At 44.0% G+C, this 13,849-nt stretch carries 12 protein-coding genes and 1 tRNA gene; 3 read left to right on the top strand and 10 right to left on the bottom strand.

Annotated elements, in window-relative coordinates:
- Positions 1-15: 15 nt before the first annotated feature.
- Entirely contained in the window at positions 16-1,029 is a 1,014-nt protein-coding gene (locus AB4185_RS01880; protein ID WP_372134757.1) for a C4-dicarboxylate TRAP transporter substrate-binding protein, read from the bottom strand.
- Positions 1,030-1,302: 273 nt separating this feature from the next.
- Here AB4185_RS01880 and AB4185_RS01885 point away from each other — a divergent pair, with 273 nt between their 5' ends.
- Positions 1,303-2,007: a glycerophosphodiester phosphodiesterase family protein gene (locus AB4185_RS01885; RefSeq protein WP_017062051.1), complete on the top strand. Its 705-nt coding sequence runs from the start codon at positions 1,303-1,305 to the stop codon at positions 2,005-2,007.
- Positions 2,008-2,016: 9 nt separating this feature from the next.
- Positions 2,017-2,769 (top strand): DeoR/GlpR family DNA-binding transcription regulator, encoded by a 753-nt coding sequence (locus AB4185_RS01890; protein WP_372057987.1) that lies wholly within the window; start codon positions 2,017-2,019, stop codon positions 2,767-2,769.
- Positions 2,770-2,833: 64 nt separating this feature from the next.
- Here AB4185_RS01890 and gltS read toward each other — a convergent pair whose 3' ends face one another.
- The 4 genes from gltS to AB4185_RS01910 all read right to left on the bottom strand — a co-directional run bounded on the left by gltS (position 2,834) and on the right by AB4185_RS01910 (position 7,725).
- The gene (gene gltS / locus AB4185_RS01895; protein WP_017062061.1) at positions 2,834-4,048 is read right to left on the bottom strand and encodes a sodium/glutamate symporter; all 1,215 of its coding nucleotides are present in this window, start codon (positions 4,046-4,048) and stop codon (positions 2,834-2,836) included.
- Positions 4,049-4,302: 254 nt separating this feature from the next.
- Positions 4,303-4,393: transfer RNA gene (locus AB4185_RS01900), tRNA-Ser, on the bottom strand.
- Between the two features lie 180 nt (positions 4,394-4,573).
- Positions 4,574-5,023 carry an L-alanine exporter AlaE gene (locus AB4185_RS01905; RefSeq protein ID WP_017072260.1) on the bottom strand — a complete coding sequence of 150 codons (450 nt, stop codon included), beginning with the start codon at positions 5,021-5,023 and terminating at the stop codon, positions 4,574-4,576.
- 248 nt (positions 5,024-5,271) lie between these two features.
- Positions 5,272-7,725, bottom strand: a complete 2,454-nt coding sequence (locus AB4185_RS01910; RefSeq protein WP_372134759.1) for an ATP-binding protein — start codon at positions 7,723-7,725, stop codon at positions 5,272-5,274.
- A 171-nt stretch (positions 7,726-7,896) separates the two neighbouring features.
- Between AB4185_RS01910 and AB4185_RS01915 the strand changes: the two genes are divergently transcribed.
- The gene (locus AB4185_RS01915) at positions 7,897-8,466 is read left to right on the top strand and encodes a UPF0149 family protein (protein ID WP_372134761.1); all 570 of its coding nucleotides are present in this window, start codon (positions 7,897-7,899) and stop codon (positions 8,464-8,466) included.
- A 75-nt stretch (positions 8,467-8,541) separates the two neighbouring features.
- On the opposite strand, the gene AB4185_RS01920 is transcribed toward AB4185_RS01915, so the two are convergent.
- The 5 genes from AB4185_RS01920 to tolB all read right to left on the bottom strand — a co-directional run bounded on the left by AB4185_RS01920 (position 8,542) and on the right by tolB (position 13,844).
- Complete coding sequence (locus AB4185_RS01920; protein WP_017063519.1) at positions 8,542-9,573, bottom strand: potassium channel family protein; 1,032 nt, start codon at positions 9,571-9,573, stop codon at positions 8,542-8,544.
- A gap of 175 nt (positions 9,574-9,748) precedes the next feature.
- Positions 9,749-10,810 (bottom strand): quinolinate synthase NadA, encoded by a 1,062-nt coding sequence (gene nadA, locus AB4185_RS01925; protein ID WP_017062067.1) that lies wholly within the window; start codon positions 10,808-10,810, stop codon positions 9,749-9,751.
- Positions 10,811-11,019: 209 nt separating this feature from the next.
- The gene (gene ybgF / locus AB4185_RS01930; protein WP_017062068.1) at positions 11,020-11,802 is read right to left on the bottom strand and encodes a tol-pal system protein YbgF; all 783 of its coding nucleotides are present in this window, start codon (positions 11,800-11,802) and stop codon (positions 11,020-11,022) included.
- A gap of 33 nt (positions 11,803-11,835) precedes the next feature.
- Positions 11,836-12,378, bottom strand: a complete 543-nt coding sequence (gene pal, locus AB4185_RS01935) for a peptidoglycan-associated lipoprotein Pal (RefSeq protein WP_017062069.1) — start codon at positions 12,376-12,378, stop codon at positions 11,836-11,838.
- A 113-nt stretch (positions 12,379-12,491) separates the two neighbouring features.
- A complete protein-coding gene (gene tolB, locus AB4185_RS01940; protein WP_017062070.1) occupies positions 12,492-13,844 on the bottom strand; it encodes a Tol-Pal system beta propeller repeat protein TolB in 1,353 nt (450 codons plus the stop codon).
- Positions 13,845-13,849 lie beyond the last annotated feature (5 nt).

Raw genomic sequence — 13,849 nt, forward strand, 5'->3', positions numbered from 1 at the left:
TTGACGTATGCAGGATTACTGTGCAGCTCGGATCGTTTCTAGCTCTTTTATGATCGTCGCGTGTATACCTTCACTCCAGCTTGGGAACTGGTTGTACACATCTGCCGTCAACTGGTTGAACTCTTCAGAATTCACTTCATTGAAGGTAACGCCTAGCTCTTCAAGTTTCTGAGTGTATTCAACATCCAATTTAACTAGCTCAGCAGTGTTAGATTCAGCGCCAGCCTCTAGCTCTTCGTTGATGATCTGTTGTTGCTCTGGCGTAAATTTGTCCCAAAGCGTTGGTGAAATGTAGATACCCACTGTGCCAAGGAAGTGCTTAGTCAAAGACATGTTCTTAGCCACTTCGTAGATCTTGGTTGAGTACATTGTCAGGATAGAACCTTCAAGACCGTCAACAACGCCTTGTTGAACACCTGCATAGGTCTCAGGGAATGGAAGAGAAGCTGGAGCTGCGCCCATTGCTGAAAGTGTGCTAATGAACAGCTGACTTTGTGGAACACGAATACGCATGCCTTTCATGTCATCAGAGTTAACGATCTCTTTATTGGTGATCATGTGGCGGAATCCAAACATGTAGTCTGCATTCAATACTTTGATGCCTTTCTCTTCCGCTTTAGTCTTAAGGCCAGCGACGAAATCAGTGTCCATCATCGCTAAGTATTCATTGTAGGTGTTGTACAGCATTGGACCTGCAAGTGCAGCAAAGTCAGGCACGTAATCACCTAGATAAGTCAAATCCTCTACGGCAATCCAGTTGGCACCGTTAACCACTTGTTCCAAGTTATCTTTGTAAACAGGCAATTGGCCACCAGGGAAAACTTTAATGTTTACCGAGCCATCGGTTCTTTCTCGAATTTTGTCGGTCGCTTTGATTAGCTCTTGTGTAAGCAGCTCATTTTGAGTGAACACAAGGCTCATGTTGATATTGATCGGCTCGTCTTTAGCTTCAGAACCAGCCTTGTCAGCTTCACCACAACCAACAAGCAGCGTTGCCGCCATAATTACTGTACCTAATAGCTTTTTCATTTTTTATCACCTTTATGTGGCTATCGTTTTCTAAATATAGAGGGGGTTATTAAGTTTTCGTAGAGTATGTGAGTGAATTATTACATTCATATGAACATTAATCTTACCGACTTGAACATTGTGAGTATAAGGTCTCACTATTGTATAAACTCTGTACAACACCTTTTAGCTAGCTCTCATTTAAAATAAGTAGATATAGCGGATAGATAATAAATCTGTAATAAAGTAGAGCTACTGTTTCCTGAATTTTCAAATGAACATCGAGATTGAATTATGATCACAGGCCACCGCGGTGCCGCGTCTTTAGCACCTGAAAATACGTTAGTGAGTATTGAACAAGCAGCGAAAGCTGGTGCTAAATGGATTGAAATTGATACCCAGTTGAGCGCTGATGGCATCCCTATGCTTTTTCATGACAAGACAGTCAATCGTTGTACTAACGGAACGGGCAATATCGCCGATTTAGACTTAACCACACTCAAGACCTTAGATGCTGGTAGTTGGTTTGGTAGCGAATTCGCGGGGACAACGATTCCTACTTTGAGTGAAGCGTTCGACAAATGCCTAGAACTTGATGTAACTCTGAACCTTGAGATCAAAATTTACGACGATAAGGCTATTCAGCCTCTAGTTGAAACAGTGATCGCACTGATTGAGCAAAAGCAGTTCTCTATTGAAAAACTGCTCATCTCAAGCTTCAAAAAAGAGGCGCTAAGTCTTTGCCAACAGATGATGCCAGAGGTTAAACGTGGTTTTATCTGCGAAGTGTGGAACGATTTCAGCCTAGAATCCCTTCAATCACTTGATCTTTACAGCATTCATATCGATCACCGCATTCTTGATGAGAAAATAGCAAAAGCGATCAAAGCTTCAGGCGCAGTTCTTAAAATATGGACTCTGAACGATCCACAATTGGCGGCTAAATATTTTAACCTTGGCGTCGATAACATCATCACTGACGTACCAAACCAATTTTAGTGGGCTTCTATGGAACTGAACCATCGCCAGAAAGAAATACTCGCAACGCTTAAAGCAAACCAAGATATTCAGATTGACCACTTAGCCGAGTTGTTTTCTGTCACTACTCAAACCATTCGCCGTGACGTAAACCACCTGTGTGAGCAAGGTCTAGCGCGTAGAGTGCACGGAGGCGTGAGCCTACCTACTACGCTCACGAACACGAGTTATCGATTCCGCGCTGGCGTTGAGTCAGAAACAAAAGACAGTATTGCGATGGCGGTTGCCGATGCGATACCTGAAGGCTCAACGGTTATGATGGGCATTGGTACCACCGTCACTCGAATTGCGCAGTATTTGTTGGCAAAGCCCGCGTTACGAGTGATCACCAATAACCTACAAGTGGCCCGTATCTTAGAAGCAAACGAGCAAATTGAAGTGTATTTGGCCGGTGGTTTGTTCAGACGAGAACACCAAGACATGGTGGGCAGTAGCGTGGTCCACTTCTTTTCCGATTTTGAAGCTGACATTGGCATCTGTGGGTGTGGCTCAGTAACAGACAGTAATTTCGCTATGGAACATGAGCAAGTTGAGGCTGACCTATCCAAATCAATCATAAAGAACAGCCGTGAAAGCTGGCTTGTCGCGGATGCCAGTAAATGGGGACGCTTTGCCGCTCTAAAGGTAGCGTCACTGAATGACTTTGACCGCATATACACCAATAGCAGCCAATTACCTTCGGAGCTAAACATACACTTAGTAGAAGAGAATGCTCATACTTGAATACAACAAAGCCTAGCATCACAGCTAGGCTTTTTTTGCTTAAGACAATTGCTCTTAATTAGCGCTACAGCCCAACAAAGAAACTGATCACTAGCGCATTAATCAAATCAACAAAGAAACCACATACTAATGGCACCACAATGAATGCTTGTGGGCTTGCGCCATATCGATGAGTTACTGCGGTCATGTTCACAATTGCTGTTGCGGTCGAGCCTAGAGTGATACCACCGAAGCCTGAACATATCACCACAGAATCGTAGTTTCTTCCCATCAAGTAATAAACGACAAACACAGTAAACAACAGGGAAAGCAAGATCTGGATACTCATGACAACAGAGATATAGCCAAACAGTCCATCGAGATCCCAGATACGCAACCCCATCAATGCCATGGTCAAGAACATGCCTAAACAAATATCAGAGATCATCGCTAAGCCTTTGCGGCCTTGAGCGATTTTCTCTTGTGTACGACGTTTCTTAAACAGTGCGCGACCAACGTTTCCGATTAGGATACCTGCGATCAAACAGCTAACGAATAACGGCAGTTTTAGGCCCATCGAGTCGATAACTTCACTCAAGCTGTAACCCAGCATTAGTGTTAAGTTAAGAATCAACCACGCCCACAGAACGCCGTAGTGGCTAAGCTCTGTTTTTGTTTCACTCTCTTGGAATGCACCAACCGTAACCTCTTCTTCATTAGAAGGGCTTACTTTGTGTTTATTGAGCAGGTAGTTCGCAATCGGACCACCAATCACACACGCTGCAATTAAACCAACCGTGTTTGAAGCGACACCAAGTTCGAGCGCGTTAGCAATACCAAACTCTTCCACAAACATTGGCGCCCAAGCTAACGTTGTGCCTACGCCGCCTATCAAGCTAACAGACCCAGATAGCAAGCCTGCTTTCGCATCCATTCCAAAGCCAGAAGCGACTGCCATTCCGACTACGTTTTGCAACACGATAAAAATGGCAGCAAGACACAGTAGGATGAACAACGGTCGCCCGCCTTTAATCAGTGTTTTAATATCCGCTTGGAGCCCGATGCCAGCAAAAAAGTAGAGAAGTAAAAAGTCTCTGACATCTAGGCTAAAAGTGATTTGGATTTCAAAAATATAGTAAAGCGCCGCTACGGTCGCTGCGCAGACAAAGCCACCAATCACAGGCTCTGGCAGTGAATACTTTCTTAATACTTCAGATCGCTCGATCAAACCTTTACCGATAAACAGTAATGAAATCGCGATCGTAAAAGAGAGCATTGGAGAAACTAGGGTTTCTGTCATGAGGCTATGGATTCCTAATAGTTAGATTATTCATAATATTGCGTACTATTAATAATCTAGGTTCACGCCAAAAAATCAAGCGATTATCTATGATAAAAACACCTAATATGGTTAATTCTGCGACGGTATTAATAGAGATTATAACTATAAAGCAATGATTAAAGGAACGGATATTAGGGAGGTATACAGATGAGGTGGGATATAGAGGCTCTAAAACGAGAAAACCCCAGCATTTCTGCTAGGGTTTTGAATAGTGGTGGAAGGATGGGGATTTGAACCCCAGATACGCTATAAACGTATACTCGCTTTCCAGGCGAGCGCCTTAAGCCACTCAGCCATCCTTCCACAAATTGTGTGTTGAGCATGTCACTCAACGAGGCGCTACTTTATTGATTCTGCTTGCTTTGGTCAAGGGGCATTCTCAAAAAAAGTGCCTTTTTCGGTTTGTTCGATTACAAATTAACTCATTAGATCAAAAACAAACCAAATTTCATTCTTTCGCTGCACTTACGCTTGTTGCTTTTCTTAAGCTTGTTGATAGTAGCCAGGAACTCGAAACCATTTACGACACATATCGAGGAAGTAGCCGTAAAGTACGCCCATACCGCACGAGATAACTGCATTACTGGTGACAGCCGTAACGATCTGGTCGCCTGAAGCACCCACTGCCAACAAAATACCCGCATACACTGGAGACTGGAATAACACGTATGCCATCAAATCAGACAAGTTTTTCATCAATGAGCTTTCTGAAAGTTTTGCACCATTGCGTAAGAACCAATCACGAAAAACGCCATAAGGCCAAGCGATAGCAATGTTTATAGGAATAGATAACGTTCGAGAAGCAAGAGATTGCTCAAACGTCATACCAGAAATAAACACTTCTACGATCATGCCAGAAATAAAACAGAAAACGACCATAGCAAATGTATCCGCAGCTGCGTTTCGAATACAAAATGGACCACGAGACTTCATTGACGACAAACCTAAAATATATCACTGCTTAATTAGTGATTTAGTAACATATAAACAAGGCACATTTGCACCTCACCAGATAATGTCGCTATTAAATCACAAGATTAGTAGTCATACACTCCAAATTAAAAATCAAGTTGTAAATTAACAACCAAAAACCACTTTAAAAGCAGTCACTTTCACCAAAAAATCCAACCAAGGTCAAATATTGGACAGTTCGTCATTTACTTACCGTAATTAAACAACATTTAAGCCATAGGTAGATTTACAGTAATGATATTAATGACATCTTGTGTAGGTGGTGATCCTAAAGCAACCTGCTCTAACGCTTTATCGACTTGTTCAGTAAGTTCCGCGTTGTTCATAGCTTCAACGTGGACACGTAGGCTCTCTAGTGCAAATTGAATCAGTTCTAGGTTGTTGTCTTCTAGCGCCACATACAACGTCACTAACAGCTCTTCAGTGTTATCTTTGTTGCGAAGATCAGGTTTAGGCAGTGACTCGCTTTTACTTTTCGAATCGTGTGGTTTTACGTCTTGGCTTTCGAGCTCATCCGCTTTTACTTCATGGTATTGATAAAGCTTATTTGAATAGCGGAACAAGGCATCATCCAGTTCACGCTCGTCAATCGGCTTAGCAATAATATAATCCACACCTGCCCCCAACATACGCTCACGAGTCTCTTTAAAGACATCAGCCGTACAACCAAACACCAATACCGATGACACATCGCCTATCAAAGCACGAATAGCAGTGGTTGATTCAACGCCATCCATCACAGGCATATGGTTATCCATGAGCACCAAATCAAAGCGCTCAGCAACCACGGCTTGTATCGCAAGTTCACCGTTTTCGACGCTCTTACTGGTAAAGCCTTTACTGCTCATGAAGGCTTCAATGATCACCGTGTTAGTTCGGTTGTCCTCGACGATCAGTACCTTTAAGCCAGAGTAGTCCAACTTCTTATGTGGCAAACTCTCGATTTCTCCTGGCTGACATGGCTGAATCTTCAAGCGAACATCAAAACTCGTGCCTATCCCTTCTTCACTGGTGACGGTAATACTGCCATCCATCAACTGGGCAATTTTCTTCACAATCGCGAGGCCAAGGCCAGTACCGCCAAAACACCTTGTGGTCGAAGACTCCGCTTGTTCAAACGGTTTAAAAATACGCTTCTGAGCTTCTTTAGAAATACCAATTCCGGTATCACGAACTCGAATGCTCAGATAGGTGTCACTCCCCTCTACAACTTCTTTCAGGTACACCTCAACAAAGCCTCTGGAGGTGAACTTCACCGCGTTGTTCAATAGATTAAACAAAATTTGGCGAAGGCGAGCTTTATCTGAGAAGTACCAACGACCCGAAGTCACCTCAGAGTACACTTTGAATTGAAGCCCTTTCTCGGAAGACAATGTGTAGTAAACACTGTTAATACTGCCGATGATCGAATCAAGCGGGAAACGCGTTTCATCAAGATCCAACCTGCCCTGCTCGATCTTCGAGAAGTCTAAGATCTCGTTGAGTAGAGTCATCATATGATCGCCGGACTCATACAAGCTCTTAAGATGCTTCTCTTGTTCAGAATTTAGAGGCGTTTTTAATAGGATTTGAGCGGTACCCAATACCCCATTCATCGGAGTGCGAATTTCATGTGACAAGGTCGCAAGGAAAGCGGTTTTTGCATTGGTGGATGCCTGAGCTTTAACCTTTTCCGCTTCGAGATAAATGGTCTTTTCGTTGAAGGTTTTAATCAAATGGCCGATTTCGTCATCACTCGGGTAATCCACATCAATGATTTCGCCGGCTTTCGAGCTATCAACCTGTGCTGCAATCCTTGTGATTGGACTAATCAAATAACGGTTCAATAAGTAATACCCCGCCATGACACAAAGTAGCAATAGCGGAACAATACCGCCTTCAATGCTCATCACCTGACGAAACACTTCGTCTTCTACTCGTGATTTGGAGTTCACCACATCCACTTGCCAGCCGAAATCACCAAATTGATTGCTACTGATGTAAATGCCTTCAACGAGATTAAAGTTATGCGAAACCAACACTTGGTTAAGCTTATCTCTGAGCGTAATGCCAAGGTTGTATTCTTCGGCGTGGTTCTTGATAAAACCAAGCAGCTCTTCGAGCGAGAGATCCACCGTGGCAACACCGGCAAAAGTACCGTCGTAATAATAAGGGGAAGACGCCGTAATCATTCGAACGTGTGTGTATGGGTCGATATACACATCGCTCCAAGAGATCGTTCCTTGTTTTTTGTTGACGACAGAGGTGTACCAATACTCTTCTTGATAAGGGGCATTTTTGGGGTTGTTGTAAGAATATATCTGATCGATTCTTCCATCGTCGGCTTTATTAAAAAAGTAACTGTTGAGAAGCTTTTTAGAATCGAGCGCATAAGGTTCAGGCCAAATACCGGCACTGACAATTGTATCGTCGCTCGCCGCCAACATGGACTTAAATAGCGGAATAACATCATCACCGTTACGATGCGCTTGAGCAAACCCAACGAGACTGTCTACAAAGCCTTGAGAGCTGCTGAGTGGCTCTGTAATAAATGCGGATAACAATTGCGTACGCAAGTCGAGATTTTGTTGTAATTTGGCGCGCACAGGGGATTCTACGACGTAATACGTCACACTACCGACAATGGCAATAAACATCGCAAGGTATAATCCAAGCGCTACCATGCTTTTTTTCTTTAAAGACGACCGTATCTGCATAATTCTTTTATTGTTTTCTTTTCTGTTAAACCTAGTGTTTATCATCCATGACATCAAGCCTTTTTAGATTGAAGCTTGATTGGCACAAGTTCATTGGTACTATAAGCGCAAATATGTTCCCTTTTACGGTACCTCACTTTGACTTTACAAGATATTCTTTCGCTTCCAGAGTTGGAAGGAAAGCTAATCACAGAACACAAAACAATGGGCTTTGTCACTGCAATGGCAGCGGCACCGAATGTGTTAACCCCGCATGAGTGGCTACCGTTCTTATGGGGTGGCGAAGAAGTCGCACCTTTTACGGATGGTGAACAGCTAGAAAGCTACATTGAAGTTATCATCGAGCTTTGGAATAAAACCCGCCCAGAACTGATTGAAGGGACTTGGGTTTGGCCTGAAGCTTGTCAATTAGACGACGAAGAAGTGGTGAACACTGCCGCTCGTGATTTTTGTGAAGGCTTGCTTCAAGGCTGGCAGATTGCTCGCGACGATTGGGAAACACTAATGCCTGAAGAGAGCGAAGATAACGCACTCGTTGGCGGTGTCCTGCTGTCACTGAGCATGCTTTACGATCCAGAAACGTCAATTGCTACGCTTGCAGAGCAAGGCATCGAAGGCCTAGAGCAGTTCGAAGAGATCTTTAACGCTGTTCCTGTGATGCTTTGCGGACTAACGCAGCGTGGCATTGCACTGGCTGAAACTCAATAACAGTTAGCTTTGTACAAGCCAAAAGGCCTCATAATGAGGCCTTTTTTAGTTTCCAGACGAAATAAAATAGTCGCTTTAGAAGCCTTTCCAATCGAAGTCATCAATTCGCTCATCAGCAATATAAAACAGCTTAGTGCCACTGCTGACCACTTGATCTAACTCTGGGTTGAGTTCAATACCGCTCCCCGTATCAATGGCGATCAGAGTTGCTTGATACTTCTCTTTAAACACTGAGAAAATAGGCGCGACGGTGACAGACTCAGCGTCTTCAGGGAAATACGTTGAATACTGTGTCATGCCTCTTGTTGAGCTCAATAATTCTTGGTGAAGCGCACTGGAACCTGGGTCTACCGCAGCCTTTGCTAGCATCTCAGCACCCACCGCTGGAATACATTCTGAGTTAGGGCAATGCTTGTGTAACAAATCGCTCAGCGCTTCATCTTTAAAGTAAACAAGAAGGTGCGCTTTAGGGTTTCGGTTGGCACAGTAAAGCGCCGCAGATAACGTAATGTCGTCTTCTGGGTTATCAATCAGGATGCAACTTGCAGACTCAATGCCCGTTTTCTCCATCTCTTTGCCATCGGTGTAGCTGTTTACTTTGACGAAATTGATTTCACCGGGTAACGGGTTCTCGATATCTGAACGCGTACATAGCACGATTGGTCGTTTACCCGTTTCTTCGTGTTGTAGCATGCGGATGAGATGAATGGTTCTTTGCTCATTCCACCCCAACATCAAAATGTGGTTGTCCACTCTAACTCTCCTTTTTCCTAGCAAGCCCGCTCGCCAATATTCAACACCTTCTGTCGCCACTTTACCGAGCAACGCGGCAAAAAGGCTCAACCCGCCTGGAATCACAAATAGAATAACGATCCACTGCCCCGCTACCGTGGTCGGTGATAAATCACCATAACCAACCGTAGAAGCCGTCACCACCAAGTAGTAAGCGAATACGGTAACCGAACTGGTTAAATCTGTTTCACCCGCCAAATACAGCATCGACCACGATAAAGCGATGTAGCCAAGAAAAGTGAACAGTAAGTTTTTGCCATTCAAAACAAAGATGTTTGCTTTGATCCAGCGTTTGAGTTGTAACCAGATTATCATTCGAGCCTCTAATCTTTTCCTCTTACTTACATGCTAGAAAAAATACGCGATATCAACAAGATGTATCATCAGAAAAAGATACATGACCACAAGATTGATATTGGCGGCCTATACGCAGATACAAAAAAACCAGCACTATTGGCTGGTTTTTTTATTGGTTAGATAAAAGAACGACTTACGCGTTACCTTTTACCTGCACATTTAACTGCTCTGCAAAATCTAGCATGCGGTTCAATGGAATAAGAGACTTCACGCGTAATTCGTCAGAAACGAAGATTTCGTGTTGCTCACCACCATTCTCAAGCGCGTTTTCAATCGCTTCAAGGCCGTTCATTGCCATCCAAGGACAGTGTGCGCAGCTACGACACGTTGCACCAGCACCCGCTGTCGGCGCTTCAATCAGCTCTTTTTCAGGAACCAATTGCTGCATCTTGAAGAAGATGCCTTTGTCTGTCGCAACAATCATCTGTGGATGAGGCAGCTCTTTTGCTTTCTTGATCAGTTGGCTTGTTGAGCCTACAGCATCAGCCAGTTCAACCACGCTTGCTGGTGATTCTGGGTGAACCAAGATAGCCGCTTCTGGGTATACCGATTTCATTTTCTTCAAAGCATCAGCTGAGAACTCATCATGAACGATACACTCACCTTGCCAAAGCAACATGTCAGCGCCAGTTTGATTTGCGATGTAAGAACCTAGGTGACGGTCTGGCCCCCAAATAATGGGTTTGCCTTCAGCGTCTAGGCTTTCAACGATTTCTAAAGCGATGCTCGACGTAACTACCCAGTCTGCACGAGCTTTAACAGCTGCAGAGGTGTTCGCGTATACAACCACAGTGTGGTCAGGGTGAGCATCACAAAATTCTGTAAATTTGTCAGCTGGGCAGCCAAGATCAAGCGAACATTCAGCTTCAAGTGTTGGCATTAAAATGCGTTTTTCAGGAGTAAGAATCTTTGCAGACTCACCCATGAAACGAACACCAGCGATGATCAAAGTGCTTGCTGAGTGACGGTTACCGAACTTAGCCATCTCTAATGAATCGCCAACGAAACCACCAGTTTCTTCTGCCAGAGCCTGAATTTCAGGATCGGTGTAGTAGTGTGCAATTAGAACTGCATCTTTTTCTTGAAGTAGTTTTTTGATGTTTGCGATGTGGGCCTGTTTCTGAGCGTCGCTCAATGGAACTGGCTTAGGCGGAAACGGGTAAACTGTATCGATTTTATCTAGTATATGACTCATTGCTCTTGCTCTACGCAACTTCTTCCGAGAATCCGAGTATTCTACACAGGACAGCGATTGGGATCAAAAAGGATTGGTTGCAAGCGGTGACTAGCTAATGCTTAAAACGCATAAACAAGGCGATGTGTTGTCATCACTAGCAAGAGAAGTAAACACTAAACGGAAGTGAACAGGTATAAAAAAGAGGCGCCTAAGCACCCCTATTTTGGTTATAAGTGGGTTTTGGCCACTTTAGCCGAAGCACTGTTTGGGTGCTCGGTTACGACTTGTTGGTAATATTTCTTAGCTTGCGTCGCGTTGTTGTTGCGCGCTGCTATGTCACCAAGCTTAACCAGTGCATCTGCTCGCTTGTTTGAGTCTTTGTACGACACAACAGCAGCGAAGCTCTTCACGGCTTCTTTATCTTGCTTCTTAGCGAAATAAAGCTGACCTAACCAGTAATGTGAGTTAGGTGTGAAGGTAGAATCTGGGAAGTCTTTTTGAAACTTTTGGAATGCAGCGATAGCACCCGTGTAGTCTCGTTGCTTTAGAATCATATCTACAGCATTTTGATAAGCAGTTTGCTCATCCACATCAGTACTGAACGTACCAGAAGCGTCTTTAGAGCCTTCGCTCGCCGCCACTGCTACCGTTGCTGTTCCTGCTGCTTTCACCTCGCCTCTTACGCGATCCAGTTCAATGAACAGTTCACGCTGACGCTCTAGCATTTGCTTCATATCGTAGCTGTTTCGTTCCAGATCACCACGAAGTTCACTGATCTCCAGTGCCATGTCGTCGATTTGCTGTTGCATTTGAAGCTGAACGAGATTGCGATTTTGAAGCAGGCGCTCTAAACGCTCAATATCTGATTCGTTAGATGCTGATCGAGAGGAAGATGATGAATTGGTTGCGGTGCTATTGAGATCGGATACTGGAGCTGGTGCAGCGAACGCGGTGTTCGCTGCACTTGCCAGTAACGAAAGCAAAATGACTCGCTTTGTGTTACTGAACATGAGGCAATTCCTCAATTATATAGTCTACTAAAATTAGTAAACTAGTACTGCGCGACGGTTTTTAGCGTACACATCTTCAGATTGACCTAGAAGAAGTGGCTTCTCTTCACCGTAGCTTACGATAGAGATTTGGTCAGCTTGAACACCTAGAGCTTGTAGGTATTTCGCTACAGCTTGTGCACGACGCTCGCCAAGTGCGATGTTGTACTCAGGAGTACCGCGCTCATCAGCGTGACCTTCGATAGTAACGTTCATGTCAACGTTCTTAACTAGGTATGCTGCGTGAGCTGCTAGCATTTCTTCGTAATCGCCAGCGATAGTAGAGTTATCGAATGCGAAGTAGATTGTTTGAGTTTCACGTAGCGCTTGCTCTTTAAGCTCTTGCTCAGACAGTTGACCGTTAGCGTCAATTGGCGTTACAACAGTTGTGTCTACATTGCCTTCTGAACCTGAAGTTGTTTGGTTGCTTTCAGTACCAGATGTTGCAGATGTTGCTTCATCAGTTGAGCTACATGCCGTTACTGCCATCACTGGTAGTGCAATCATCAAGCCTTTAAGAACTTTGTTAAGTTGCATCTTTTTTTCCTTACGTTATCAAACTTAGTTTCTACAGCGACTAAGAGTGCTATAGATAGTTAAATGCCACAATAGTTAACACTATCAATAGCTAAAAGAATATGTAATTTTCCCTAGAGGAACGGTGACCATGCAGGCGCTCTTACGCGTCCGTTAGTTGCCGGTAATCTAGCTTTAAAACGTCCATCGATAGAAACCATCGATAGTACATTTGTTTTGTTGTAAATAGAGCTATAGATAACCATACCTCCATTCGGTGCAATACTTGGAGACTCATCTAACAATGTTTTTGTTAGTACCTGAACCGCACCGGTTTCCAAATCTTGCTTAGCCAAGTTAAAACCTGAGTTGCTGCGATTCACCATGATCATGAATCGACCATCAGGAGTGATCTGGCCACCTAAGTTTTGGCTACCTTGCCAAGTAATACGAGAAGTCGAATTATTGGACAAATTTACATTATAAATCTGTGGTTTACCACCACGATCCGATGTGAAAATAAGAGACTTGCCATCTGGGTGCCAGAATGGTTCAGTATTATTCGAACGGCCGCGGGTAATTTGAGTCAGCTTACGGCTAGCAAGGTCAAGTGTGTACACCTGAAGGCTGCCCGTTTTCGACAATACCAATGCCAATGTTTTACCATCTGGCGAGAATCTTGGCGCACCATTGTGACGAGGGTATGACGTCACTTTCTCACGTTCACCCGTGTAAATATTCATGATGAATATTTCAGCTTGGCCATTCTGGAAGCTCACATAAGCTAGCTTTTTGCCGTCTGGTGACCATGCTGGAGACATGAGAGGCTGCTTAGAACGAAGTACTAAACGCTCGTTAAAGCCATCGTAGTCAGCAACACGAAGTTGATACGGGTACTTGTCTTTATCGTTCACTACCACGTAAGAGATACGAGTTAAGAACGCGCCTTTCTCACCAGTTAGCTCTTCATACACTAGGTCTGAGATACGGTGTGCGTACTCTCTCAAGCGATTACCAGGAACCGTAGCCTTCTTATTGAATAGAACGTGATCTTTAGAAAGCACTAATTGGCCTTCATCACTCAGCGCACGACTTTGTCCTTTGGTCAGTTGACCACGAACAATGTCGATCAATTGGTAATTCACCACATACTGCCCTTCGGCATTTTTAGTGATACTACCGGTAAGCAATGAGTCAACACCTAGGTTAGTCCAAGCATCAAAGTTAACCTCAGTTTCGCTGTAAGGCGTTTGAGGCATTTTGCTTGTCGCAACTGGGCTGAATTTACCACTGCGCTGTAAGTCAGAAGCGATAACCGCTGATACATCGTGTGGCAATGGCTCTGAGCCTTCCCAACGGAAAGGTACAATAGCTATAGGTCTTGCAGAGTTAATACCGTCTGTAATAACCAGCTCCAGCGCTGCATGTGCAAACTGGCTGCTTGTAGCTATTAAGAAAACAAAACTCAGTAATAGTTTCTTTAACACAAGTT

This window comes from Vibrio sp. 10N.286.48.F5 (assembly GCF_041469785.1).
Lineage (GTDB): Bacteria > Pseudomonadota > Gammaproteobacteria > Enterobacterales > Vibrionaceae > Vibrio > Vibrio crassostreae_C.

What these genes read in the sequence shown, in the direction of transcription:
- ybgF (WP_017062068.1), bottom strand. Translation starts at nt 11,802, where the DNA reads ATGTTCAGTAACACAAAGCGAGTCATTTTGCTTTCGTTACTGGCAAGT.
- AB4185_RS01885 (WP_017062051.1), top strand. Translation starts at nt 1,303, where the DNA reads ATGATCACAGGCCACCGCGGTGCCGCGTCTTTAGCACCTGAAAATACG.
- nadA (WP_017062067.1), bottom strand. Translation starts at nt 10,810, where the DNA reads ATGAGTCATATACTAGATAAAATCGATACAGTTTACCCGTTTCCGCCT.
- AB4185_RS01920 (WP_017063519.1), bottom strand. Translation starts at nt 9,573, where the DNA reads ATGATAATCTGGTTACAACTCAAACGCTGGATCAAAGCAAACATCTTT.
- AB4185_RS01905 (WP_017072260.1), bottom strand. Translation starts at nt 5,023, where the DNA reads ATGAAGTCTCGTGGTCCATTTTGTATTCGAAACGCAGCTGCGGATACA.
- AB4185_RS01910 (WP_372134759.1), bottom strand. Translation starts at nt 7,725, where the DNA reads ATGGTAGCGCTTGGATTATACCTTGCGATGTTTATTGCCATTGTCGGT.
- gltS (WP_017062061.1), bottom strand. Translation starts at nt 4,048, where the DNA reads ATGACAGAAACCCTAGTTTCTCCAATGCTCTCTTTTACGATCGCGATT.
- AB4185_RS01880 (WP_372134757.1), bottom strand. Translation starts at nt 1,029, where the DNA reads ATGAAAAAGCTATTAGGTACAGTAATTATGGCGGCAACGCTGCTTGTT.
- AB4185_RS01890 (WP_372057987.1), top strand. Translation starts at nt 2,017, where the DNA reads ATGGAACTGAACCATCGCCAGAAAGAAATACTCGCAACGCTTAAAGCA.
- pal (WP_017062069.1), bottom strand. Translation starts at nt 12,378, where the DNA reads ATGCAACTTAACAAAGTTCTTAAAGGCTTGATGATTGCACTACCAGTG.